The following is a 24,389-nucleotide window of genomic DNA, read 5'->3' on the forward strand; positions in this document are numbered from 1 at the left end:
ATGACCGAATTTATATTCATGACATTTGAGTCCATCTCGTGGCCTGCTGCTTTGTCAATAGGGTTCATCCTCCTTTTCCTGCACGGGGTTTTACTCACACCACCCAGTGAGCTCAGCCTGGCCGCCATCGGCCTGTATGCCAGCATACATGAATGGCTGTACTTCCCCTCCATTTTTTCAACAACCGTCGGCAACATCGCCGGATGCATCGTTCTGTTCAAACTGAGCCGCCACTACTCTGACTGGATAACCGATTTCCTCAGGACCACACGGTTCAAATACATTAAATATCTGAACGACAAGGCAAGGCTCGATTTTCACAGGTACGGACACCATTTTGTTTTCTATGGCCGGTTCATACCCAACGTCCGCTCTGTCGTATCAATCCCTGCAGGATTGTCCAACATGCCGGCCTCTACCTTTCTCGTCTATTCCGGACTTGGATGTCTGCTCTGGTCGCTGTTGTGGGTCTCGGTCGGATATTTTGCAGGCAAGCCGCTGCTGAGCATTATCGAAGCCCACCAGAATTTCGCGCTTGCCATGCTCATCCTCACGATTATTGCCGTAATCGTGCATCGCTATCACATCATCAAAACAAAGAAATACATGTTTTGAGCGGGAATGGATCCTGCAGCCACCTGCAGCTTTCTATGCAGCAACTTTCGCTTGCATTCTGCAGGGGCTTGCTTCATTCAGCTGTATATATTTTGCAGCAGTTTATTTCTTACAGCTGCTTGTCGACATGCTTCTGGAGCTGCGCTTTGGGTACCGCTCCTACGATCTGATCAACAACTTCTCCGTTTTTGAAAATCAGCAGTGAAGGTATGCTTCTGATTCCGTATTGCATCGATACCTGCGGATTACTGTCCACATCGACCTTGCCAACTTTGAGCTTTCCTTCGTAGTCACCGGCCAGCTCTTCAACTACCGGTCCTACCATGCGGCAGGGTCCGCACCATTCGGCCCAGAAATCCACCAGCACCGGCTGGTCTGATTGCAGTACTTCGCTATTGAAATTGCTGTCTGTTAATTCAACTGGTTTTGACATAATATTTGAGATTTTAATGAGTCGATTTTTCATTGGATATCCGATGGCAATATAACAATACCGTTCAGATTTCCATTCGCGTTGTTGTTATGCAATAATATATATAATTATATTTATAGATGCAAGAGCACTTCAGACGAAATGGCATGATGCTCACGGCTGCCATATGTGCCGCTGACCACCTCTGACCGGCAAGCTTGCCGTCTCTACCCCGCATCCGGACGCTTTTCCAGCCATACGTTATTTTCCCCGATAAGGCGCCGCGCCTCGCTCAGCAGGGTATCGTTTGGGTCAACAACAAATTTGCGGGCTTTCATACGGACCGGCTTCTCCGCGCCGGATTTCACAAACAGCTGAATATTGGTCTGCCCCCGGTTGGCCTCAAAAACTGACGCAAGCTCTTCAAGCGCACCTTCAGCTATGTCAGCGGTATCGAGACTCAGACATAAGCGGATGGAGCCCTGATACTTGTCTCTGAGGTTCTCTATCCGGTCAATATTCCGGGCAATGATTTTCGGCGTTCCGTCCCTGACAGACACATTGCCCTCAACCACAACCAGATTATCCACCTGAATGAGATTCATCGACTTGTCATAGCAATCGGAAAAAATCAGTATCTCGGTACTTCCTTTTTCATCCTCCATGGTCACAAATGCGATGGGACGGCCCTTTTTGTCACGCGTATGGCGGGCAGCGGTGATAATCCCTGCGCATGTCACCGGATCACGTTCCGTCAGGCCGCTCAGCCCCTCTTCTCCCAGATAGTGGGAGCAAAACAGCGACACATCGTCCCGGAACCGGTCCAGCGGATGTCCGCTCAAAAAGAATCCGATCAGCTCCCGCTCCTGCTTGAGTTTCTCCATGTTTGACCATGGCTCCACTTCTCTCAGCTTCGGCTCCGACTCACTTATCTGATGCACGTCATTACCACCGCCAAACAGGCTGGTCTGATTGCGGCTCTTTTCGTCCTGCATCCGCGCCCCGTAACTCAGCGCATCTTCCATGCTTGCCATGAGCTGCGCCCGGTTACCGTGCAGCTCATCAAATGCCCCGGCCGCAACCAGGCTTTCAAGCATCTTGCGGTTGCAGGTCCGCAGATCCACCCGCGAAGTAAAATCGAAAATGCTGGTGAACGGACCGTTTTCCCTTCGCTCTTCTACAAAATGGGCAACGGCTGATGACCCGACCCCTTTGATCGCACTCAGACCATACTGTACCCGTCCCTCCTTCGCAGTAAAAAAGGCCTCACCGGAATTGATGTTGGGACGGTCAACGGGCACTCCGAGATGATAGCACTCCTCAATGAACTGCGACACTTTCTTGATGTCGTTCATGTTGTGGGTCAGTACCGCTGCCATGTACGAGGCCGGATAATTCGCCTTGAAATAGGCCGTGTGATACGCAACAACCGAATATGCCGCCGAGTGTGACTTGTTGAATCCGTAGCCGGCAAAAAAGGCCATCTTTTCGAAAACCTCATCGGCCGTTTTGTCATCCACATCCCGCTCTTTTGCCCCGGCCTTGAACTTCACCTTCATCTCGGCCATCTGGTCGACCTTCTTCTTGCCCATCGCCCGGCGCAGAATATCGGCTTCGCCCAGGGTAAATCCGCCCATCACCTGGGCCACCTTCATGATCTGCTCCTGGTAGACCATGATTCCGAATGTCGGTTTCAGCACATCCTCGAGCATCGGATGCGGATAAACCACCTCTTTGCGGCCATGCTTGCAGTCGATATACTCGGGGATGAACTGCATTGGCCCCGGCCGGTAAAGCGCGTTCATGGCGATGAGATCATCGATGCTGGTCGGTTTGAGTTCCCTGAGATATTTGCGCATTCCGTCGGACTCAAACTGGAATGTTCCGACCGTATCGCCGCGCTGATAGAGCTCAAACGTCTTCTGATCATCCAGGGGGATGTCATCGAGGTGATACTCCTTGCCCCAACTCTCCTTGACCAGATGGATCGCCGTTTTGAGTATGGACAGGGTCTTGAGTCCGAGAAAATCCATCTTCAGCAGTCCGCACATTTCCGAACTCGGCCCGTCGTACTGCGTCACCACATCCTTTTCCCTGGAAAGCGCCACAGGAACGTAGTTGTAGACCGTACCGGGTGCGATGATGACCCCCGCGGCATGAATCCCCGTCTGGCGCGGACACCCCTCCAGTGTCTTGGCAAAACTCATCATCTTCTGGATCTGCATGTCGGGATGTTCAAACAGCTCGCGGATCTCCTCTGCTGTGTCCGGATTGGCTTCCGGATTGACCACCTTGTCAAACGTGTCAAGTCCGGGTCGTTCGGGAAACAATTTGGCTATGCGGTTGACCTCGCCCAGCGGCACCCCCAGCACCCGTCCCACATCGCGGATGGCGGTCTTGGCTTTCATGGTGCCGTATGTCACAATTTGGGCCACATTTTCACGGCCGTATTTTTCGACGACGTAATCGATCAGCGCCTGGCGCCCCGAATCGTCAAAATCAATGTCAATGTCCGGCGGATTCACCCGCTCGGGGTTCAAAAACCGCTCAAAGAGCAGATCATAACGAAGCGGGTCGATGTTGATGATGCCGATACAGTAGGCCACAATGCTCCCGGCCGCCGATCCCCGTCCCGGCCCGACATACACCCCGCGGTTGCGCGCTTCGGTGGTAAACCCCTCAACAATCAGGAAGTATCCGGCAAAACCCATGTCCCGGATAATCTTGAGCTCCTGCTCAATGCGTTCGGTTATCTCACTTGTCAGCTCCCCGTACCGTGCCCGGGCCCCTTCATAGGTAACATGGCGCAGATAGTCATCCATGTCAGCAAACTTTTCGGGCACATTGAAATGCGGCAGCAGCAGCTCGGATTCAAGCTTTATGTCGTCGACTTTGTCAACAATCTCGATGGTGTTCTCCACCGATTCGGGCACATCGCTGAAAAGCTCCTTCATTTCGTCCGGCGTCTTCAGATAAAACTGCGGATTGAGCCGGTTCTGATCGTCTGTGAAGCGGAACCGGTTCGGGTCGTTGATGTCGGCATTGGTCTGAAGCGCCAGCAGGATGTCATGGGCCTCGGAGTCCTGCTTGTCAACATAATGCGAATCGTTGGTAGCGACCATCTTCACCCCGTACTCCTTGCTCCACCGGATGAGCACCTCGTTGCAGACATCCTGGTCGCGCAGGCCGTGACGCTGCAGCTCGATGTAGTAATCCTCGCCGAACAGATCCAGATACCACTCAAACAGACGGCGCGCTTCTGCTTCTCCGCTCTTGAGGATGGTCTGATTGATCTCACTCTGAATACAGCAGGTGGTGGCAATCAACCCGTCGGAATGTTCAGCCAGAGTTTTCCGGTCGATCCTGGGCTTGTAGTAAAATCCGTCTATATAGCCCAGCGAACTGAGACGCGCCAGATTGAAGTAGCCTGTTTTGTTTTTTGCCAGCAGCACCTGATGATACTGCTCCCGTGTCTCACGGTCGGACATGGTCTTCGGCGTGATATAAAATTCACAGCCGATGATCGGTTTGACCCCCTGCTTGTTCGCTTCGTTTACAAAACTGGGTACGCCGAACATGTTGCCGTGATCAGTGATGGCAATGCCCGGCATGCCGTGGTCAGCCGCCTTGCCGATCATCTTGGGAATAGCAGCGGCACCATCGAGCAGACTGAACTGGGAGTGGCAATGAAGATGGGAAAACTGGCACATAATATCTCTGTCTTATCCGGTTTTAAACCGAAAACTATCAATAAAACAGAACATATTCGGCCTTGATTTTTTGGTTTTTTTTTGAATCACAAATCCCTGTGGCTGAGGACCTCTCCGGACGGAAAATGCTCCGACAACATTTGGCGAACAAGGCGGCCGGCCACATCCTCCGAACTCCCGATCCTGCCCTCTTTCCAGGCATCGACGAAGTCCCGCACCATCGGAAAATCTTCTTCGCTGGTATCCCTGATAATTTCCTGCATTCCGGTTTCGATCCGGCCCGGATTGAATGCCATCGCCTCGATGGGGTACCGAACCTTCTGTTGCTCCAGTCCCACCGTGCGGGTAAACATATCGACACCGGCTTTTGTACTGCAGTAGTGGCTCCATCCGTAATAGGGCTTCTGTGCTGCTCCCGATGATATCATCACTACCCGCTTGACCATGCTGTACTCCTGAAACTGTCCGATAAAGGCGTGCGTCAGCAGCAGCGGCGATACAAAATTGAGTTCGAGGTTCTTTCGGTACGTTCTCAGGTCATACTTCCCGGCCGGCCCCATCGGATCAAGCATTCCCGCATTATTCACCAGGGCCAGAAGACCCGTTTTCTCCGGGGATATTCCCGATGCGATCTCCTGCATCAATTCGTCAAAGCCGTCCATATCGGTCAGGTCGCGGACGTAGGTGTGGACCATGGCGCCGCGTGACTCCAGTTCCAGCACCAGTTCGGACATATCGCTGCGGGCAATCAGATACAGCACAGTCTCTCTTTCCGCAAGTGCGAGGGCCAGGTCACGTCCGAACCCTTTTGAGGCACCAGTAATCACAATATGTTTCTGCTTTTTCATGTGTTTATAATTTATGATTCTGACGTCACATGTAGTACCCATGTTGGCTGCAATCATGCTTCTTTGTGACGATAAGTAGCCATGGATATTTCATAGTCAATTCCTGCCAGATGACGGATGTTTTAATGAAAGTTCATTCAGTTCTCAATATGCTCGCGGATAAACCGGTCCCAGGTTTCGGAATAACCGGGCTCTGACTGTATGAACCCGTCGTTGTGGCCGCCCCGCATTTCCAGCCAGGTTTTCGGCTCTCCGGCCAGCTCATAGAGCTTTTTACCATGATGATATGGAATGACATCATCCTGCGGACTGTGAGCGATCATCACCGGCATCGCAATGTCATCCAGGTGATTGCGTACTGGATACCGGATGGTCATTAATGCCCGGGCAGGAATAATCGGATAAAGTTCACCGGCAAGATCAGGTGCCGAAGTAAACGTCGACTCCAGCACGACCGCACCTGCGCTGACATTGCTGCCCAGCCAGGAAGCAATCCCTCCGCCCAGGGAGCGTCCGAACAGGATGATTTCATCGGGCGGAACATTCTGAACTTCCGTAAGAAAACGCCAGGCGGCTTCGGCATCCTTGTAGGTTCCCTTTTCAGACGGACTGCCTTCACTTTTGCCGTATCCCCGGTAGTCAAAAATAAATACATTCAGACCCAGTTCGCGGAATACCGAGATACTTTCCAGCCGGCCCGAAATATTTCCGGCATTTCCATGAAAAAAAAGTACGGTGCCGCGGCCGTTGCTTACCGGAATGTACCAGCCGTGAAGCCGGTAATCGTCATCGGTGTGCAGGTAAACATCCTCGTACTCCCAGCCCCGGTCTGCCGGTGTCATCACAATGCTCCTGGTCGGGAAATAGACAAAAGCCGATTGGAATATGTACATCAGCAGCAGCAACAGCAGATATCCGCCGGCCACAATACCAATAATCCATAAAAATGTTGATCCTGTCACAATACTCCGCTTAGCAGACATAATTTCACATTGCCCATACTCGCTCGGATTTCTGATTCAAAAATAGACAAACATTACATATCTGCAAATGCCACGCACAAATTGGCAGCAGCCGTGTGATTCGTTTAACTGCCTCAATCTGCCTTGTATTCTCTGAGGCAATGGTGGATGGCACCGCCGGAGTGCAGCCGGCTTTGATAGAGCCGGAAGCAGTTTACATCAAAAGTCACCTCAAAACGCGAAGCCTCCCCCTGCAGAAAGTCCTCCAGCACCGGAGCAAGCGGAGGCTTTTCATCCGGACGTTTTTTTTCACTTTGACGAACTCTGCCAAGCGTGATGTGGGGATGGAATGCTCTGTTCTGATAAGGAATGCCTGTCCGGAACAACTCTTCCTGCATGGTGTCATACAAATCCCCCATGACGGGATGATAGCGAACTCCGGCCCACAATACGTATGGAGACGATGGATTCGGAAAACAGCCGGTCCCCGAAAGGGTGATCTCAAACGGCCGGAAGGCAACATGAGTCAGCGCGTGGAGAACCCGGCGGGTCAGTGTCTTGTCCGTCTCGCCGATGAACCTCAGTGTCAGATGTATCTGCGACTCCGGTGTCTGACGGATATCCGGATGCTCCGGTTGGATGGAGGCAAGCTTTTCCCGTACATCATCCGGAATAGCAATGGCCGTAAAGAGACGCATCATAAACCTCAGTCCCGTACTTCAAATGTTTCGTAGCTTACATCAGGATCAACGGGATAGCGATCCACATGATCCACTTTTGCAAGCGGCGGGCCCTTTCGGCAGGCCGCTTCAACCGATCCGACATCCGAGTGCTTGCCCTGAAGCATGACTTCAACCGAACCGTCTTCACGGTTGCGGATCCACCCGGTCACGGACCGCTCATTTGCATGTTGATTGACGTAGTTTCGAAAACCTACGCCCTGAACACGGCCGTAGATATGTAATAAATGGGTTACAATATGACTCATGTCCTGAAAATATTGTAGATTATTCTGTTTTCCTAACAATTCCCGCACCCGGTCAGTTCTTGATGACTGCAGAACGGCAGTGACGGAAATGGAACGGACGACTGGCAATGACAATACATAATAACGCCGTAATATCTTAATACCGGCAAATGCATTCCACCGGATTTTCAGAATAGTGTTACAGGCTTCACCATGTTACTGAATATTTTATACACTTTTGCCGGCATTTTTCTTCTGTACATCGGGGCGGAAGTCCTCGTAAGGGGAAGTGTCGCCCTGTCGTGGAAGTTCAGAGTCACCACCATGCTTACCGGTTTGATTGTGGTGGGATTCGGAACAAGCAGTCCCGAACTCTTCGTCAGTCTTCAGGCGACACTTCAGGGAAGCGGCGAGATTGCAGCCGGCAATATCATCGGGTCGAATATCAGCAACCTGGCGCTGGTCATGGGGCTGGCCGCACTTGTTTTCCCTTTGCACGCCAGCGCACAGCTGCTTATCAGGGAAGTTCCTGTGATGATAGCGGTCTCCGTACTGCTTACCCTGCTCCTGCTGGGCGGTGTCCTGGGCCGCATGGAAGGCATTATTCTTCTTTTCGCTTTGATGATCTACCTTTTTATTACCATCCGGAGCAACCTCAAACCCGCTTTTGCAGAAGAACCCAAAGCTTTTTTCACTAAAAACACTCCGCTTCTGATCGTTGTTACACTCGCCGGACTTGCCGTACTGATCACCGGCGCCAGTCTGATGGTTTCGGGTGCATCCGGCATTGCACGCGACCTGGATATCGGTGAAGGCATTATCGGCCTGACAGTGGTGGCCATCGGGACCAGCCTGCCCGAACTGGCCACCGCCATTGTCGCCGCTGTTCGCAAACAGAGCGACCTTATATTAGGCGCCCTGATCGGTTCGAATATTCTGAATATCCTTTTTGTGCTTGGTGTCACTGCCACGGTCAGGCCCATCGTGCTTGTTGATATCATGGACCTGGACCTGCTGCTGATGACCCTGCTGGCCATCCTGATGGTTCCGGTCATCCGGACCGGCTATGTGGTAAGCCGCCTGGAGGGCGGACTCCTTTTTGCCGGCTATATGGTTTACATTGTCTGGCTGTTTATGCGATAACTGGTCGGGTTAGCAATTACAGGAGTACACCGGCACACTTTCGGTTTACACCTTCACCGGTATCACTGTTACGACTTCTCTGGTGTACCTGCCTTTACTCCTTCACCAGCACCACGCCGGAACCCGGAGGCATTTCCAGAGTGAGCTTCCCGGATGCGGACTGATGCTGGCTGATGCCGGTCTCACCGGCAGATACCTCAAGCTTTTTTAAATACTTTTCCGGATGCTCCGCGGATACCGACACACTGACTGCATCTTCCCCAAATGACGGCCGGCCGGACCTGACTGCTCGGGCAGTCTTCCCGCCGGACAGTTCCATGTTGCGGACGATCACCACTGCCTCCTTTTCACCGCTGCGCCGCCGGAATGCAAAGACGCCGTTCTCATCATCCGCTGACAGTACGGAAAAATCCCCGTACCTGATTGCCTCACTGTCGTTCCGCAGGTGAATCAACCGGCGGTAAAATGCGTGCAGGTCCCGGTCAAATTCCACCGTGTCATACTCTTTCCTCGGGGATCCGTCCGGCAATACCGCCTCGGGTTCATATTTATAGTCGGGCCACAGCATGGGCTTGCGGCAGCAGGGATCGTTGGCGCCCCACATCCCTGCCTCATCACCATAGTAGATCATCGGCGCGCCCGGAAAGGTGAACTGCACCAGCGCCATAAGCCGCTGCACCGTCCGCTCCTGCGCATCCGGCTTGCGGGTATCGAACTTGCCGTTTTCGGCCCGTGACCGGTTGAAGTAGTCCCACCATCGCCTGCCGCCGCCCAGATCACGGTTTACAATGCGCGATGCGAGCCGGTCGGTGTCGTGCGATCCCAGCAAATTCTGCATCACCTCCGGAACCGGCCACGGAAAGCCGGTGAGCAGCTCCTCCAGTTTTCCGCCGAACTCTGTTGCAGTCACCGGACTCTGAGTCCAGACAAAAAACTCATTGCAGGCAAACTGGAAATTGTAATTCATCACCGCGTCAAATTCATCCCCTTTCACATAAGGAAAGGTTTTGTCGATGGTATCAATGACCTCGCCCACCAGATAGGCATCCGGATTGATCGAACGGACATGTTTGCGCCAGGCCTTCCAGAACGGGTGCTTGACACAGAAAGCGACATCCAGACGCCACCCGTCGATGCCGCTGAACGTATCCCCGTTCCCGTAGGGATCCATCCATCGCCGGGTAATCTCGAAAATGTACTCCCGCGGCCCCTCAACGATACCGCGCCGGTCTTCCCGGAGCTCGGGCAGCTCATTGAATCCTTCCCAGGTGCGCACATTGAAACCGGACCGGAAGGGATGTGCCGGCTCACCGCGCCTGCGCTCATCAGCACCCCAGTCCGCACCTTTGTCATCATCCGCCCAGGACTCCACCGCTATCCAGTCACGAAACGGCGAATCCTGCTGCCGGACAAGTACATCCTGATAAACCCAGCTGTTCAGTCCCATGTGATTGAACACACCATCCAGAACAATATACATCCCGCGGCGATGCACCTCTTCAATCAGCATCAGCAGCTGTTCGTCTGCGCTGGTCCACTCCCAGGTTGAGGGATCGTGCGGAGTTTCGCGCGCAATGATCGCCCGGTCGCCGTCCGGATCCGGACCGAAGTTGGGGTCCACATGGTGGTATGTCGCACCATCATATTTATGGGCCGACGGCGCCTCGAAAACGGGATTTAGATAAAGCGCTCCGATACCGAGATCCTGCAGATAATCCAGCTGATCAATAATGCCCTGCAGATCGCCGCCGTACCGGCGCCGCTGCAGATTCAGCCACAAATTCTTGCCGTTTTCCTGTTCGTAGGGCTGCAGGCGGTACCAGTCTGATCCCCAGGGATGACGCTCCAGCGGTGATTTGTGGTCGTGCGGCCAGGCATTTTTCTGGTCGATGGCGCGCGGGGTGTTGTTCGGGTCGCCGTTGCGGAAACGCTCGGGCATGATCTGGTACCATACGATGCCCCGGGCCCAGCCGGGCACATCGATTTCAAGCTTTCTTTTTGCCATACTATAGAAAAATCAACTGAATGTGTTCTGTTTACTGTCTGCCGCCGGGACTGAATAACTTCTCGGCATAGGCTTCATCATCGTTATTCATCAGCATAGACAACATCCTCATTACTCCTCAGCATTGACAACATCCTCATTACTCCACAGCATAGACAACATCCTCAATACGGAAGTTCCGGACGTGCGAAGTGTCAATGCCGGCTGCGGCCGAATCTACCCTGAATTCCTGAAAAATGACACCCCGAATGGGTTTTTCTTCCAGTCCTCTGGCCAGAACGACTTTTTCGGCATTTCCGGCCGCTGCAATAAATACAAATAGTATCAGACTGACTTTTCGCATATTTTGTTCACTTTGATGTTACAGGGGTGGAATAATTTACGATATTCACAACGAAGTCTCTCAGGAATTTGTCATGCTTGATCACCTTGCCTACAACTGGTTTCTGCTGTTTTACAGTGTTCTGGGCCTGCTCCTTCTCATACAGGGAGTCATCTGGGCGTTAAACCCCGCTCCGTTTTATGACTATCTCAGGCAGGCCGCACGCTTGGAAAAACGTCCGCCCATGCTGCTTAAATCGGCGCGGTATGTTGCCCTCTTCGCAACGGCGTCGCTGGTGTTCGGGTTCCTGCAGCTCTCGGTTATCGACATCGTTTTTTCGATGGGACTTGCCGGACTGGCACTTTCCGTGCTGAGTTATCTTGCCCGATGGGACTACATGCGCCCGATTATTGCGGAACATCCCGAAGCGGTAAAGCGTTTTTTACGTCTCACCGGATATTTTTCAATATCCACGGCACTGGTTCTGGCCCTGCTTGTTTACCGGCTGCTGGTTTTCTGATGACCGACGGACCCTCCGATGAACCTTCAAAAAAGCGGATTTCACGGTTTTTATCTGCCCGATGCGGGCATTGCTCTTGACGGACCGCTTCCGGACGGGGGTGATGCTGTGTTCATCTCCCACGCCCACGCCGATCATGCTCCCCGCAACCGCGGTGCCGAAGTGTACGCTTCCCCCGCCACCGCCGCCCTCATCCGCGCACGCGGCCACAAGGGACCGGTAAACGAGGTTCCTTTCGGCGAGACCGTATCTTTTCCCCGCGCCGATGTCACACTTTATCCGGCCGGACACATCCTCGGGTCCGCCATGATTTACATCGTCTCGGACTCCGGATCGATGCTCTACACCGGCGACTGCCGGACACCCCCGTCCCCGACTTCTGAAGGATTTGAGCTTCCGGATGCGCCCGTTGACCACCTGGTCATCGAAGCTACTTTCGGCCTGCCCATCTACAAATGGGCTCCTCATGAACAGCTGTTTGCTCAGATACGCGATTTTGCCCGCAATGCGCTGAATGACGGGGCAACTCCGGTGCTGCTTTGCTATAACCTGGGGAAAGCACAGGAGGTGATGCATGCCCTTGCAGGCGCCTGTCCCGAAATGGCGGTTCAGATACACGGAGCGGGAGCGCCGCTGTGCCGCGTATACGAATCGTTCGGGATCAATCTGGGCCGATGGGAGCCCTATGACAAATCATCGGTGCCCGGAAAGGCGCTGATCACACCCGCATCCACCGCCGACACTGCGATGGTTCAGAATATCCGCAACGCCCGCATCGCCTATGTCTCCGGATGGGCATCGCTCGAAGCGCGCGCCTCCCAGCTTCTGGCCGATGCGCTGATTCCGCTTTCCGATCACCTCGACTTTTTCGAACTCCTCGATACCTGCCGGAAATGCAATCCCGGACATGTTTATCTGACCCACAGTCCCAATCCGGATGTTGCCCTCCATTTCCTGGAACAGGAAGGGTTTTCGTGCAGCAGCCTTGATCTGGAGATGATCGATGACGGATAGCGGCCGGACATATCACGGGCACAAACCGGCTTCGGAGCCGTGCGGTAACGGTCCACGCTCCCGGGACAACAGCTTTGAGCGGTTTTGCCGGGTTCTCTTGGAAATCATGCGGACCCGTTCCGGCCGCAGGAAAATTGCGCTGTTTTCAGACTACCTCTCCTCCCTTGGCGATGAAGACGATATCGATCGTGCCGTTCGGTTTGTCGGTGAAGGTGCCTTTTCCACCATTTCGGGCAGACGGGCCTCCGTCGGACACCGCACCGTTGCCCTCACGGCTGCGTCATTTTGTGATGTTGATTACGACAAGGTGTTCCGCCCCTGCCGTACCGCCACCGGCAGCGCCTCGGAAACCATTGAAAAGCTTATGGCCAACCTGCCCGCAGCCATCGAAAAGCGGCAGCCGGCGGGCATCACCCTGGCCGAACTTGAGCAGATTTTCGGGTCACTCGCCGGAGCCGGCCGCCGGGAGGAAAAACAGCGGCTGCTGACCGATGCCTGGAAACGCATGTCACCTCCGGAAATCCGGTTCATGATCAGGATCATGAGTCAGGGGTCGCTGCGGATCGGCTTTGAGCTTCGAAGCATTTTGTCCGCCATCGCCCGGGCCTGCGGGACGGATGCCGATGAAGTCCGGCGGGTGCATATGCTTTCCGGGAGTATCGGACACGCAGCACTGCTTGCCTTCCGGAACGATCTTTCAAGTGCGTCTTTCCAAATGTATCAGCCGGTAGCTTTCATGCTGGCTTCTCCGCTGGAAAGCCGGTCACTGTCCAAACCCGAAGATTACGTTGCCGAAGAAAAATTCGACGGGATGCGCGCCCAGGCACACATCGGGCCGGATAAGGCAATGCTGTTTTCAAGGGACCTGAATGATATCTCCGGCACGTTTCCGGACGCCGCCGCGCAGCTGATCCGTTCACGGCTGAAGCTATCATCAGGCAGTATGGTCCTCGACGGGGAGTTGTGCGTTTTCAAAGACGGGCAGATTCAACCCTTCCGGCAGCTTCAAAAGCGAATGGGCGTAAAAAAGCCGGGTGCAAAACTGCTGGATGAGCATCCGGTGGTCTTCATCGCCTATGACCTGCTGTTTCTGGATAATGATCCGGTCCTGGAACTGCCCCTGCCGGAGCGCAGAACCCGTCTGGAAACACTGTGCGGCCGGACAGGCATTCCATTTTCGCGTCAGATACCGGTCTCATCCGGGCAGGACATTGAAAGGCTGTTCCGCAAGGCCATTGAAAACGGAAACGAAGGACTGATGCTCAAACACCGCAAAAGCCGCTACGAATACGGCCAGCGCAACAAGTCCTGGCTTAAAGTAAAGGAGCCCCGCGGGACGCTGGACACGGTGATCATGTATGCCCATGCCGGCAGCGGAAAACGCGGAGGCACCTACTCCGATTTTACCCTTGGAATTCGCGTGGCTGATGATGAGCGCTATGAAGAGGAGTTTATCCCCATAGGAAAAGCATACAGCGGTTACACCGATGCCGAGCTGAAAAAACTCAACAGCCGCATCCGCGAACTGGCCGTCGAGCGGTTCGGCCCCACACTCTCCCTGAAACCGGGAATCATTGTTGAAGTCGAGTTTGACGATATTCAGATAAACAAACGCACCAAGGCCGGATATACGCTGCGCCTGCCCCGTTTCAAAGCCATTCGCTGGGATCTTTCACCTGCTGACACTGACACCCTTGCCGATGTCGAACACCGCTATCAGAAACGGGCCGGAAAAACGGGAGACAAAACCTCCGGATCTCCTGCGGTCCACTGGCCGGATATCGAAAGCTCATGACCGCTGAAAAATCTCTGCTTGCCGGATACCAACAACCCGTGACCGCGTAAAAAGCCCGGCTGAGCGGATACCATCACCTAACCGCGAGGAGATAATGGCAGACGCTCAAACTTGTGTCACTCCCAGGCGGATGCGCCCTGCCGGGCGCACATAAAAAAACCGGCACTCCGGGAAGATCCGGAATGCCGGTTTGGAATATGAGTAAGCTGATTGTCCCGGATTAACTCCGGAACAGGCAGTTCTCAGGCGGGGCGGTTTAGAAGCCCATGCCTCCGCCCATGCCACCCATGCCGCCCATGTCGGGAGCGCCTCCGCCGGCACCTTTGTCATCATCATCGGAAGGCTTCTCCGTGACAACGGCTTCGGTGGTCAGCATCAGTCCGGCAACGGACGCGGCATTTTCAAGCGCCGTGCGGGCAACTTTGGTCGGATCAATCACACCTGCTTTGATCAGGTCTTCATAGACCTCGGTGCGGGCATTGTATCCGAATCCGTCTTTGCCTTCTTTCACCTTCTGAACGACGATGGAGCCTTCGGCACCGGCGTTGCTGGCGATGATCCGCATCGGTGATTCAAGTGCCCTGCGGACGATATCAAAACCGACCTCCTGATCCTGATTCTCGCCTTTCAGGTTCTCGAGAGCTCCCAGAACCCGGAGGAATGCAACACCGCCGCCTGCTACGATGCCTTCTTCAACAGCCGCGCGGGTAGCATGCAGTGCATCTTCCACACGTGCTTTTTTCTCTTTCATCTCAACTTCGGAAGCAGCACCGATGTACAGAACCGCAACTCCGCCGCTCAGCTTGGCCAGACGCTCCTGGAGCTTCTCGCGGTCGTAGTCGGATGTGGTGTCATCGATCTGAGCCTTGATCTGGTTGACACGCGCCTTGATGTCATCCTCTTTGCCTTTTCCGTCGACAATTGTTGTGTTGTCCTTGTCGATGGATACGCGGGCACTCTGTCCGAGGAAGTCAAGCGTGGCATTCTCAAGCTTGTATCCGCGCTCTTCGGAGATCACGGTTCCGCCTGTGAGAATGGCGATGTCTTCCAGCATGGCTTTGCGGCGATCGCCGAAACCGGGTGCCTTGACGGCAGCAATCTTCAGTGTACCGCGAAGCTTGTTTACAACCAGTGTGGCAAGTGCTTCGCCTTCAATATCTTCGGCAATGATGAGCAACGGCTTGCCGGTCTGGATCACCTTCTCCAGGATCGGAAGCAGATCCTTCATGTTGGAGATCTTCTTGTCGAAGATCAGGATGTACGGATCCTCGAAGTCGGTGGTCATTTTTTCGGAGTTGGTCACGAAATACGGTGAGAGGTAACCGCGGTCGAACTGCATACCCTCCACGGTATCCAGATGGGTTTCGGTTCCCTTGGCCTCTTCAACCGTGATCACGCCATCCTTGCCCACTTTTTCCATCGCATCGGCGATCAGATTGCCGATGAACTCGTCGTTGTTGGCAGAAATGGTTCCGACCTGGGCAATCTCGTTACGGTCGCTGATGTCGCTGCTGATCTTCTTGAGCTCGGCGACAATGGCTTCAACCGCCTTGTCGATGCCGCGCTTCAGATCCATCGGGTTGGCACCGGATGTAACGTTCTTGAGACCGGTCTGGATGATGGACTGGGCCAGAACCGTGGCCGTGGTTGTTCCGTCACCTGCGTTGTCACTGGTCTTGGAAGCAACTTCACGCACCATCTGGGCGCCCATGTTCTCCACTTTGTCTTCCAGTTCGATCTCCTTGGCAACGGTTACACCATCCTTGGTGACGGTCGGCGCACCGAATGACTTCTCAATAACCACATTGCGGCCACGGGGACCGAGCGTTACTTTTACGGCATTGGCCAGTTTGTCAACGCCTTTCTTCAGGCCGTCTCTTGCTTCTACATTATAATTTATGATCTTGGACATAATCTGAATTCCTTTTTAAATGTTTCTGGTTCAAAATTTCCGGTTTGGCACAAGCTCTGCAGATGTTTTCCGCGCAGCTTCATGCCGGGAAATCCATCAGGAAAGCACTCCGAGGATATCGCTCTCCCGCATGATCATCAGTTCCTCACCGTCAATCTCAATCTCGTTTCCGGCATACTTGCCGTACAATACCTTGTCTCCTTCCTTGACGGTCATTCCGATTTTGTTCCCGTTTTCATATTTGCCGGGACCTACAGCCACGACGGTGCCGCGCTGAGGTTTTTCCTTTGCAGAATCCGGAATGATGATTCCTGAACTGGTCTTCTCCTCTGCAGAATCGGGTCGAACCAGTACTCTGTCACTAAGAGGTTTGATGCTTGCCATAATGTTTCTCTGTTTAATTTTTCGGTTAATGGTTTAGCACTCGTCGCTCCGGAGTGCCAAGTTTAATTCGCAACAATTATAATAAAAGCCCGGGAATGGCGCAACAGCTAATTTTTACATTTTAGCACTCGGTACATAACGAGTGCAAGTACTATCGGCCAACAATCTGAAATGCACTATCGTTCGCCTTTTTCTTCCAGCCAGGCCGCCAGCGCCACGAATTCCCGCGGCTCCAGCTCTTCTGCCCTCCGGCCCGCATCAAATCCTTCGGGAAACATCCCGCCGGTGAGCTCTTTCAATGCATTGGAAAGCTTTTTCCGGCGTTGCTGAAACGCCGTGCGCACCACTCTCTTGAACATCGCTGCCGAAACAGGCAGATCGGCTACTGACCCCGGATAATCCTCATTGCCCGGCCGGTAGGATATGACCGTGCTTTCGACTTTTGGCGGAGGCCGGAATGCCCGCCGCGATACCGCCATAAGCCTGTCGGTCCTGCCGAAAACCTGCGCCTGGACACTCAGTATCCCGTAATCCCGGGTACGGGGACGTGCTATTATCCGGTCGGCCACCTCCTTCTGAATCATGAAAACCGACTGTGTCACCAGGCTGCCGCAATCCATGACATGAAATAGAATGGGACTGGTAAGATAGTACGGCAGATTTCCGATGACAAACAGACGTCCCCCGGTCTCTGCCGCAAGACCGGCAAGATCCGATTCCAGAAAACTGCGCTGATGTACCGTCACCCCCGGGTAATTTTCACGGACGATGTCTGCCGCCCGGCTGTCTACTTCAAATACATGCAGATCCGGAAATTTTTCCGAAAGAAACTGCGTGAGCGCACCGGTACCGGGCCCGATCTCAATCACACGGTCCTCCGGCAATGCTTCCAGGCCGTTCACGATAGCCCCGGAAATGTTCCTGTCGGCAAGAAAATGCTGACCAAGTGATTTTTTTGGTTTGAAAGACTTGTGCGTCATAAATTTGTAATAGGCCTGCTAATCACGTAATTTAGTAAGGATTTGTTCATTTTCGCGGACTTTTCGATGTGATCCGCCAAATTCCTATAAAATCACCGGTACATGGAAATAATGAATCCCTATCAGGTGGCGCATCAGTTTGGCCTGAAAACCCTGGAAAAACCCGAGGAGCAGACCGGATCCCGGGTCAGCATGAAGATAGGACTGCCCAGGGAACGATCCAACGATGAACGCCGCCTTTCCGTCACTCCCGGTGGTGTGTCCGATCTGGTATCGGCCGGACACGAGATTTTTGTAGAAGCCGGTGCCGGGGAAGATGCCGGTTTTCCCGACCATGAATTTTCGGAAGCCGGAGCCTCGGTGGCCTGGACCACCGAAGAACTGTACAAGAATTCCGAGATCATCCTCAAGGTCGCCCCGCCGGCCAAAAGCGAATATGAACTTCTGCAGCCCGACCAAACGGTCATTTCCGCCCTCCATCTGGGCGATACAACGGACAAGTATCTCAAAGAACTCATCCGCAAAAACGTCACCGCTATCGGTTTTGAATTTATCAAATCCCCGGACAACAGTTTTCCCATCGTGCGGATGATGCATGAAATTACCGGTTCGATGTCCGTTCAGATCGCTGCACACTACCTGGAAAACAACCAGCAGGGACAGGGCATCATACTTGGCGGCATCTCCGGCGTCCCGCCCTCAACGGTGGTTATACTCGGTGCAGGTATTATTTCGGAATACGCCGCCCGGACGGCCCTCGGATACGGAGCACAGGTGTTTGTGATGGATACGGATCTCGCCCGGCTGCGCCATCTCGAAAACTCCCTCGACCGCAGGGTCATCACTGCCATGGCTACCCATCAGTTCATTTCTTCGGCGCTGAAAGTAGCCGATGTGGTTATTGGCGCGGCCATGGTCGAAGGCCACCGTGCCCCGTGCTGGGTTACCCGGCAAATGGTCGAAAGTATGAAAGACGGCAGCGTCATTGTCGATGCCGTCATCGACCAGGGCGGTTGCATCGAGACAAGCAAAACCACCTCCCACTCCAACCCGGTTTTTGTCGACAGCGGCGTGGTACACTATTGCGTGCCTAACATCCCGTCAAATGCAGCACGCACATCAACAACAGCCCTCAACAATCTGCTGGTACCTTTTCTTCTGGATATCGGCGACGCCGGGGGCATCCGCGAAGCACTCTGGACCAACGTCAGCCTGCGCAACGGCACCTATGTCTACAAAAACCAGCTGACCAAAAAATCCCTGGCCCAGCTTTTCGATATGCCTTACCGCGACATTGAAATGCTGATTGCCAGCCGGATCTGAACCCATAAATACCTGCCATAAGCAATCCCGACCATCACAGACACTTTACCATGAACCAAAAAATTCATCATTACTATTTACAATCTTTAACACAGCATCAAACAATGAAAAAAATACCGCAAATTATCCTTGCAGCACTGCTGCTTATGACCACCGCCTGCTCTGTTCCGGAAGAAAACGGGGTTATTCCCGCCGAACTGACGGAAGACCACCTTATGGAACACGTGGAAGTCCTGGCTGCTGATGAGTTCGGCGGCCGCACCCCCGGCACCATTTATGAAGAAATGACCGTCTCCTATATCTCCGAACAGTTTGAGGAAATTGGCCTTGAGCCCGGAATTCCGGACGGATCTTTCTTCCAGGATGTCCCGCTTATGGGTCAGGACACCGACCTTGCCGAACTCTCCTTCAGCTCGGCGAATGAAACTGCAGACCTTGAGTACCAGGATGATTTCATGGCCTGGCCGGCACATGTTCAGGAATCGGTTTCCATCCGGAATGCCGAACTGGTCTACGTCGGATACGGCATCGAAGCCCCCGAAGAAGAGTGGGACGATTTCAAAGGACAGGATGTCGAAGGCAAGATACTCGTATTTAAAAATTACAATCCGGTCACCTATGAGGATCGCTTCGATGGAGGCAACCGCCTCTATTACGGCCGCTGGACCTACAAATATGAGCAGGCCATTGAAAAAGGCGCCCTCGGGGCCCTCATCATTCACACCGATGAAACCGCCGGATACGGCTGGGATGTGGTACGCAACAGCTGGAGCCTGGAGCGCTTTTTTGTCTATGACGAAACCGGCCACGATACCGAGTTTGAAGGATGGCTTACACACGATCAGAGTAAACAACTCTTCGAAATGGCCGGCCTGGAGCTCGATGACATGCTCGAAGCTGCAGAAAGCACGGAGTTTGAACCCGTCACGCTTGAAGGCGTCACACTTGATATTGACCTTTCAGCCTATTACAGGGAAATCGAAGGGCAGAATGTCGTTGCCAAACTTCCCGGCTCCGACCCTGAGCTGGCCGATGAAGCCGTCGTGTTTTCAGCACATCATGACCATCTGGGTTATGGCGATCCGGTGGATGGCGACTCCATTTTCAACGGTGCCTGGGACAACGCCAGCGGCGTCAGCAAAGTAATCAACCTCGCCCGTCTGTATTCACAGGAACCCGAAGATATCCGCCGGACACTCTACTTTGTGACGGTCACGGCAGAAGAGTCCGGACTGCTGGGTTCCGGCTATTTCGCCGAAAATCCGCCGATCCATGCCGGAAAAATCTCGGCCAACATCAATCTTGATGCCACCAATATCTTCGGAGAAACAAGGGACATTGTTGCCATCGGTTACGGACGCTCTGATATTGATGATATACTTCAGCAAGAGGCTGAATTGCTTGGCCGAACCGTCAAACCGGATCCGCGTCCCGAACAGGGGCTTTATTACCGGTCCGACCACTTCTCCTTCGCCCGCCAGGGTATCCCCTCACTGTTCCCAAACCCCGGAAGTGACTTTGTCGGCAAACCCGATGACTACAATGAACAGGTGGATGAATACCGTTCAAAAATCTACCATACGGTCCATGACCGGATCCACGACTGGTGGGATCTGTCCGGTGCGGTGGAGGATACAAAACTGATGTACCGGCTCGGGCTGAGAATTGCCAATGACGATGATATGCGTCAATGGGTTCCCGGTGACGAGTTTGAACAGGCCCGTCTGGATGCGCTCGAAGAAGCGGCCATGATCGAATATTGATAAAACAGCTGTACTTTCCGGGATTTTTTCCGGATTTTTTCTTTCACATAACATGTGTTTCGAGGTTTTACATGAACCAGGCTGAATTAAGTGAGAGAAATTTCCGGAGAATTTCCTGGATTAATATTGTTCTGACTCCTCCCCTGTTTATCCTGTTTGCCTGGCCGTATCTGTTTATGGGCCTGTGGTTTGAGTTCCCCGGGGTAATGCTCTATCCCGGCACATTCACTTTTTCATTTCCGTTCACACTGACCATCCTTCACGGCCACGTCACCATAGCCCTCGGCGCATTGCACCGCAACGAATACCATGAATGGCTGACGCGCCACTCATGGAGTTACGGCTTTCTGATCAGGCCTGTCTTTTTTTCAACCCGCTTTCGGTTAACGCTGTTAATATTCAGTTTGGCAATATTACTGGCAGGTGTCCTGCTTTATGCATAAATTCGTATCGTTGTACTTTTCAGAAACACCGGAGCAATAAAAACAACTGATAATAACTGAAGAAATTCTATTGCTCTGATTGTACAACCATCAATTCAAATCCTGTCCAAAATCTGATCTTTGCAATTATGAGTGAACAAAACAACATCAGCAGAAAAGCATTTCTCGGCAAAATTTCCATGCTCGGACTGGCCGGCGCCGGTGGCGGAGTATTCCTGAAAGGCTGCGGCAATGGAAATGGTGAGGAAGTTGCCGATGATCCCTGCGCCGATCTTTCCGGACTCAGCGAATCTGATATTGAACTTCGTGAAACGCTGGAATACGTGGCCGAAACACCAAACCCCGACGAGCGTTGTGACAATTGTGAATACTGGGTGGATGACCAGCACGGTCCGGAGTGCGGTGGATGCACCCTGTTTGCCGGACCGGTTCACCCCGGCGGATGGTGCAATTCCTGGGTTCCGATGTCCTGACCCGCCGTCATCAGTTGCCATCATAGGGAATGCCGTACCGGATCCAGTCCGGTGCCGGCTTCCCCTTCAGATAGTGATCCAGATACTCCTTCATCCGCAGGAAGTAGTCAAGCTTGTTGGCATACTCCTGAGGATGATGCGGCTCTCCCCGATACTGCAAAAAAATCACATCTTTCTGCAGCCTGCGCATGGCCAGGTATAGCTCTATTCCCTGTTCCCACGGTACGGCCTCATCTTCATCTCCGAACATGATAAGCATGGGTGTTTCCACCCGGTCGGCAAAGAATACCGGCGAATTTTCGATGTACCGCTCGCGCTTGTCCCACAGACTTCCGCCAATACGGCTTTGGGTCTGTTCATACTGAAACTGCCGCGCCAGCCCGGTTCCCCAGCGTATGCCACTGTACGCACTGGTCATGTTTGACACCGGAGCCCCGGCAATCACAGCAGAAAAGATATTCGTCTGGGTCACCATATGGGCTGCCTGATATCCGCTCCATGAATGCCCGTGAAGGCCGATCGCATCCGGATCAGCCACACCCATATCGATCAGCTTGTTTACACCCGGAACAATTGACCGCGTAGCCGAATACCCCGGAATGCCGATGTCATATCGTACGTCAGGCAAAAAAACGGCATACCCGTTGCTCACATAAAACGGAAAACCGGGCCGGTGATTTATCACCTGTTCGTTGAAATGGTGCAGCCGCTGGGAAAACTGTTCATAAAAATAGACCAGTACCGGCAGTTTCTCACCCTTCTGATGACCCTCCGGCGTAATCAGCACCCCGTCCAGCTTTTCACCATCCATATCGCGCCAGCTGACCAGCCGGGCTTCACCCCAGTCAAACTCCTCTGTCTGCGGATTCAGATCGGTCAGTTTGCGTGAGTCTCGTATCCGGTCATCGGCAATGTGCAGATCAGGAAACTCCCTGTAGCTTTCACGGGTGTACAATATGCGGTCACCGGATTCCGATGCATCCACGAACCGGTAGCGGTGCGGCCCCTCTGCATACCGCTCATACCCCTCCCTTCCGACGCGGATTCCGTAAAATCCGTAGGTTTTGTCCTTTTCGCCAAACCCGCGAACAAGCAGCCGCTCATCCCGGCCGAAATAATCCTTGTCCGGATCGGTCTCAACCACCCTGAACTGCCTTTCCGTTTCCCGTCCGCCACCGCCGGTGAGATTACGCGCCTCGCCTGACCGCGTATCGATCTGCCAGATATCATACTTGTCATATATCAGTACAGCCCGGTCGCCCTCAACCCATCCGGCCATACCGTAACCCGGAGCAGGAAACGGATAGTCATGATCTTCATTGGCGAAAGGGACATCCAGCGTCTCTGTCAGGTTGCGGATGATATTCCTGTCACCGTCATACAAGTGCCAGTTTTCCGCTTCATAAAACACCACATACCGCCCCTGCGGCGAAAGGGAAACGGTAGTCGCCCTGAGCCGGTCCACTATCTCATTCCTGCTGCCGTCCTGAAGATCTATCAGGTAATAATCGTTGTAGCGGCCGTCCCACGTGATTTTTCTTTTATACGGACGCGGATTGCGTCCAAGCACATAGCGCGGATTATCTGCAGGCGAAACGTATGGCACCTGCTCATCAGCCAGGTCAACAACCCTGCGGCTGTCTACATGCAGGACCGACAAATACGTATGGGTTCTGCGCTGCTCCCAGGTGTTCTTCTCATGGGTCTTGATCAGCGGATCATCTCCATGCCAGACGTCAACTTCCGCATCGGCCAGAATGGTATCCCGGTCGGCCACCGTGACGTTTTCTTCCTCCTCTTTATACAGCCCGAGGCGGTACTTCTTCAACGGCTTCCATCCGAAGAACAGCCGATCGCCATCATCGGACCATGTAAGCTCACCATGAAGCGGCAGCACGCGTTCATCATCATAATAATCTGATGCCACCGCAGTCCGGACCTCCCCGTTGTCTCCGTTCATAATGTGCAGGGATGCGGGAAGAGGATTGCCCAGAGAATCCTCGCGGCTGTGCAGAAAGGCCAGCTTCCGGCCCGGGTTGTGCCAGGAAAACCCGTCATAGACCGCATGCATGCGGCGGTGAATTCGCTCTGCTTCAAGCGTTTCGGCCAGCAAATCCACGCGATATAGTCCGTTCTCTTCTCCCGTACTGTCGGTTACGGCGTAAACCAGGTTGGTGCTCAGGCTGTCAACGGTAAAATCCCGCACCTGTCCGGCCCGGAACTGTTTGCGGTTATGATCATCACCCGAAGATCCATCCGCCAGTGAATAGACTGCAAGCTCGCCGCCCTGACCGGTACGCTCTCCATCCTGCCGGTCATCCTCCGGTTCATGCAACACGATCAGCCAGCTGCTGTCTTTGGTAAATCCGGCACGCGAAACCTCTCCGAACGAGAGTGTGTCGGATGCGTCGGTGCGGAGAGCAACCAGGCTGTCGGGATCGCCAGGCTCACGCATCCGGTCACGGTACGGTCTGTGGATATATGACATTATCCATCGTTCATCATTGCTGATAGCGGGCTTTGTGCCGCGGTTCAGGGTGATCCGTTCTGCTCCCGAATCATCCTTGAGCTGAACTTTTCCGTCACCCCGGTCAGGTGCCGCTTCAAAAACAATGAAAGAACCCTGTTTTGATATGGCGGGATCATGAAACTGCCGGAATGTCATGATGTCCTCGACTTCCATCGCCCTTCCCTGTCCTGCTGCCGTGCTCAATGCCGGCTGAATTCCGGATATCATGACCACGACCGCAAAAATTGCTGCGGGTATGCTTCCTTTTTTTTCTGTCACCATAGTGATG

Annotated in this window: 21 protein-coding genes; 9 read left to right on the forward strand and 12 right to left on the reverse strand. The window is 53.5% G+C overall.

The window, feature by feature from the left end:
• Positions 1-615 carry a DedA family protein gene (locus NATSA_RS07895; protein WP_210511478.1) on the forward strand — a complete coding sequence of 205 codons (615 nt, stop codon included), beginning with the start codon at positions 1-3 and terminating at the stop codon, positions 613-615.
• Positions 616-724: 109 nt separating this feature from the next.
• On the opposite strand, the gene trxA is transcribed toward NATSA_RS07895, so the two are convergent.
• From trxA to NATSA_RS07925, 6 genes are all read right to left on the reverse strand, one after another.
• Positions 725-1,048, reverse strand: a complete 324-nt coding sequence (gene trxA, locus NATSA_RS07900; RefSeq protein ID WP_210511479.1) for a thioredoxin — start codon at positions 1,046-1,048, stop codon at positions 725-727.
• A gap of 206 nt (positions 1,049-1,254) precedes the next feature.
• Positions 1,255-4,737, reverse strand: coding sequence for a DNA polymerase III subunit alpha (gene dnaE, locus NATSA_RS07905; protein ID WP_210511480.1), 3,483 nt, complete (start codon positions 4,735-4,737; stop codon positions 1,255-1,257).
• A gap of 86 nt (positions 4,738-4,823) precedes the next feature.
• Positions 4,824-5,585, reverse strand: coding sequence for an SDR family NAD(P)-dependent oxidoreductase (locus NATSA_RS07910; RefSeq protein WP_210511481.1), 762 nt, complete (start codon positions 5,583-5,585; stop codon positions 4,824-4,826).
• Positions 5,586-5,722: 137 nt separating this feature from the next.
• Complete coding sequence (locus NATSA_RS07915) at positions 5,723-6,547, reverse strand: alpha/beta hydrolase (RefSeq protein WP_210511482.1); 825 nt, start codon at positions 6,545-6,547, stop codon at positions 5,723-5,725.
• A gap of 134 nt (positions 6,548-6,681) precedes the next feature.
• Entirely contained in the window at positions 6,682-7,248 is a 567-nt protein-coding gene (gene thpR / locus NATSA_RS07920; RefSeq protein ID WP_210511483.1) for an RNA 2',3'-cyclic phosphodiesterase, read from the reverse strand.
• Positions 7,249-7,253: 5 nt separating this feature from the next.
• Positions 7,254-7,535 (reverse strand): acylphosphatase, encoded by a 282-nt coding sequence (locus NATSA_RS07925; RefSeq protein ID WP_210511484.1) that lies wholly within the window; start codon positions 7,533-7,535, stop codon positions 7,254-7,256.
• Between the two features lie 192 nt (positions 7,536-7,727).
• On the opposite strand from NATSA_RS07925, the gene NATSA_RS07930 reads away from it, so the two are divergent.
• Positions 7,728-8,657, forward strand: coding sequence for a calcium/sodium antiporter (locus NATSA_RS07930; RefSeq protein WP_210511485.1), 930 nt, complete (start codon positions 7,728-7,730; stop codon positions 8,655-8,657).
• 94 nt (positions 8,658-8,751) lie between these two features.
• Here NATSA_RS07930 and NATSA_RS07935 read toward each other — a convergent pair whose 3' ends face one another.
• Positions 8,752-10,662: a glycoside hydrolase family 13 protein gene (locus tag NATSA_RS07935; protein ID WP_210511486.1), complete on the reverse strand. Its 1,911-nt coding sequence runs from the start codon at positions 10,660-10,662 to the stop codon at positions 8,752-8,754.
• 139 nt (positions 10,663-10,801) lie between these two features.
• On the reverse strand, positions 10,802-11,005 hold the full coding sequence (locus tag NATSA_RS07940; protein WP_210511487.1) for a hypothetical protein: 204 nt from the start codon (positions 11,003-11,005) through the stop codon (positions 10,802-10,804).
• A gap of 73 nt (positions 11,006-11,078) precedes the next feature.
• Here NATSA_RS07940 and NATSA_RS07945 point away from each other — a divergent pair, with 73 nt between their 5' ends.
• The 3 genes from NATSA_RS07945 to NATSA_RS07955 are packed head-to-tail and all read left to right on the forward strand — an operon-like array spanning position 11,079 to position 14,313.
• On the forward strand, positions 11,079-11,504 hold the full coding sequence (locus tag NATSA_RS07945; protein ID WP_210511488.1) for a hypothetical protein: 426 nt from the start codon (positions 11,079-11,081) through the stop codon (positions 11,502-11,504).
• Positions 11,505-11,522: 18 nt separating this feature from the next.
• Complete coding sequence (locus NATSA_RS07950) at positions 11,523-12,518, forward strand: MBL fold metallo-hydrolase (RefSeq protein ID WP_210511489.1); 996 nt, start codon at positions 11,523-11,525, stop codon at positions 12,516-12,518.
• The gene (locus NATSA_RS07955; RefSeq protein WP_272491759.1) at positions 12,508-14,313 is read left to right on the forward strand and encodes an ATP-dependent DNA ligase; all 1,806 of its coding nucleotides are present in this window, start codon (positions 12,508-12,510) and stop codon (positions 14,311-14,313) included. The genes NATSA_RS07950 and NATSA_RS07955 overlap by 11 nt, the downstream gene beginning before the upstream one ends.
• Positions 14,314-14,569: 256 nt before the next feature.
• Here the strand turns inward: NATSA_RS07955 and groL are convergent, their stop codons facing one another.
• From groL to rsmA, 3 genes are all read right to left on the reverse strand, one after another.
• Entirely contained in the window at positions 14,570-16,225 is a 1,656-nt protein-coding gene (groL, locus tag NATSA_RS07960) for a chaperonin GroEL (protein WP_210511491.1), read from the reverse strand.
• 96 nt (positions 16,226-16,321) lie between these two features.
• Positions 16,322-16,609 (reverse strand): co-chaperone GroES, encoded by a 288-nt coding sequence (gene groES, locus NATSA_RS07965; RefSeq protein ID WP_210511492.1) that lies wholly within the window; start codon positions 16,607-16,609, stop codon positions 16,322-16,324.
• A gap of 176 nt (positions 16,610-16,785) precedes the next feature.
• A complete protein-coding gene (gene rsmA, locus NATSA_RS07970; RefSeq protein WP_210511493.1) occupies positions 16,786-17,589 on the reverse strand; it encodes a 16S rRNA (adenine(1518)-N(6)/adenine(1519)-N(6))-dimethyltransferase RsmA in 804 nt (267 codons plus the stop codon).
• A 102-nt stretch (positions 17,590-17,691) separates the two neighbouring features.
• Between rsmA and NATSA_RS07975 the strand changes: the two genes are divergently transcribed.
• The 4 genes from NATSA_RS07975 to NATSA_RS07990 all read left to right on the forward strand — a co-directional run bounded on the left by NATSA_RS07975 (position 17,692) and on the right by NATSA_RS07990 (position 21,591).
• Positions 17,692-18,912 (forward strand): alanine dehydrogenase, encoded by a 1,221-nt coding sequence (locus NATSA_RS07975; RefSeq protein ID WP_210511494.1) that lies wholly within the window; start codon positions 17,692-17,694, stop codon positions 18,910-18,912.
• A 104-nt stretch (positions 18,913-19,016) separates the two neighbouring features.
• Positions 19,017-20,675 (forward strand): M28 family peptidase, encoded by a 1,659-nt coding sequence (locus tag NATSA_RS07980; protein WP_210511495.1) that lies wholly within the window; start codon positions 19,017-19,019, stop codon positions 20,673-20,675.
• Between the two features lie 71 nt (positions 20,676-20,746).
• Positions 20,747-21,118, forward strand: a complete 372-nt coding sequence (locus NATSA_RS07985; RefSeq protein WP_210511496.1) for a hypothetical protein — start codon at positions 20,747-20,749, stop codon at positions 21,116-21,118.
• A gap of 128 nt (positions 21,119-21,246) precedes the next feature.
• Positions 21,247-21,591 (forward strand): high-potential iron-sulfur protein, encoded by a 345-nt coding sequence (locus NATSA_RS07990; RefSeq protein ID WP_210511497.1) that lies wholly within the window; start codon positions 21,247-21,249, stop codon positions 21,589-21,591.
• Between the two features lie 10 nt (positions 21,592-21,601).
• Here NATSA_RS07990 and NATSA_RS07995 read toward each other — a convergent pair whose 3' ends face one another.
• Positions 21,602-24,382, reverse strand: a complete 2,781-nt coding sequence (locus NATSA_RS07995; RefSeq protein ID WP_210511498.1) for an alpha/beta hydrolase family protein — start codon at positions 24,380-24,382, stop codon at positions 21,602-21,604.
• Positions 24,383-24,389 lie beyond the last annotated feature (7 nt).

Origin of the sequence: Natronogracilivirga saccharolytica (genome assembly GCF_017921895.1) — a bacterium.
Lineage (GTDB): Bacteria > Bacteroidota > Rhodothermia > Balneolales > Natronogracilivirgulaceae > Natronogracilivirga > Natronogracilivirga saccharolytica.

What these genes read in the sequence shown, in the direction of transcription:
- NATSA_RS07895 (WP_210511478.1), top strand. Translation starts at nt 1, where the DNA reads ATGACCGAATTTATATTCATGACATTTGAGTCCATCTCGTGGCCTGCT.
- trxA (WP_210511479.1), bottom strand. Translation starts at nt 1,048, where the DNA reads ATGTCAAAACCAGTTGAATTAACAGACAGCAATTTCAATAGCGAAGTA.
- dnaE (WP_210511480.1), bottom strand. Translation starts at nt 4,737, where the DNA reads ATGTGCCAGTTTTCCCATCTTCATTGCCACTCCCAGTTCAGTCTGCTC.
- NATSA_RS07910 (WP_210511481.1), bottom strand. Translation starts at nt 5,585, where the DNA reads ATGAAAAAGCAGAAACATATTGTGATTACTGGTGCCTCAAAAGGGTTC.
- thpR (WP_210511483.1), bottom strand. Translation starts at nt 7,248, where the DNA reads ATGATGCGTCTCTTTACGGCCATTGCTATTCCGGATGATGTACGGGAA.
- NATSA_RS07925 (WP_210511484.1), bottom strand. Translation starts at nt 7,535, where the DNA reads ATGAGTCATATTGTAACCCATTTATTACATATCTACGGCCGTGTTCAG.
- NATSA_RS07930 (WP_210511485.1), top strand. Translation starts at nt 7,728, where the DNA reads ATGTTACTGAATATTTTATACACTTTTGCCGGCATTTTTCTTCTGTAC.
- NATSA_RS07935 (WP_210511486.1), bottom strand. Translation starts at nt 10,662, where the DNA reads ATGGCAAAAAGAAAGCTTGAAATCGATGTGCCCGGCTGGGCCCGGGGC.
- NATSA_RS07940 (WP_210511487.1), bottom strand. Translation starts at nt 11,005, where the DNA reads ATGCGAAAAGTCAGTCTGATACTATTTGTATTTATTGCAGCGGCCGGA.
- NATSA_RS07945 (WP_210511488.1), top strand. Translation starts at nt 11,079, where the DNA reads ATGCTTGATCACCTTGCCTACAACTGGTTTCTGCTGTTTTACAGTGTT.
- NATSA_RS07950 (WP_210511489.1), top strand. Translation starts at nt 11,523, where the DNA reads ATGAACCTTCAAAAAAGCGGATTTCACGGTTTTTATCTGCCCGATGCG.
- NATSA_RS07955 (WP_272491759.1), top strand. Translation starts at nt 12,508, where the DNA reads ATGACGGATAGCGGCCGGACATATCACGGGCACAAACCGGCTTCGGAG.
- groL (WP_210511491.1), bottom strand. Translation starts at nt 16,225, where the DNA reads ATGTCCAAGATCATAAATTATAATGTAGAAGCAAGAGACGGCCTGAAG.
- groES (WP_210511492.1), bottom strand. Translation starts at nt 16,609, where the DNA reads ATGGCAAGCATCAAACCTCTTAGTGACAGAGTACTGGTTCGACCCGAT.
- rsmA (WP_210511493.1), bottom strand. Translation starts at nt 17,589, where the DNA reads ATGACGCACAAGTCTTTCAAACCAAAAAAATCACTTGGTCAGCATTTT.
- NATSA_RS07975 (WP_210511494.1), top strand. Translation starts at nt 17,692, where the DNA reads ATGGAAATAATGAATCCCTATCAGGTGGCGCATCAGTTTGGCCTGAAA.
- NATSA_RS07980 (WP_210511495.1), top strand. Translation starts at nt 19,017, where the DNA reads ATGAAAAAAATACCGCAAATTATCCTTGCAGCACTGCTGCTTATGACC.
- NATSA_RS07985 (WP_210511496.1), top strand. Translation starts at nt 20,747, where the DNA reads ATGAACCAGGCTGAATTAAGTGAGAGAAATTTCCGGAGAATTTCCTGG.
- NATSA_RS07990 (WP_210511497.1), top strand. Translation starts at nt 21,247, where the DNA reads ATGAGTGAACAAAACAACATCAGCAGAAAAGCATTTCTCGGCAAAATT.
- NATSA_RS07995 (WP_210511498.1), bottom strand. Translation starts at nt 24,382, where the DNA reads ATGGTGACAGAAAAAAAAGGAAGCATACCCGCAGCAATTTTTGCGGTC.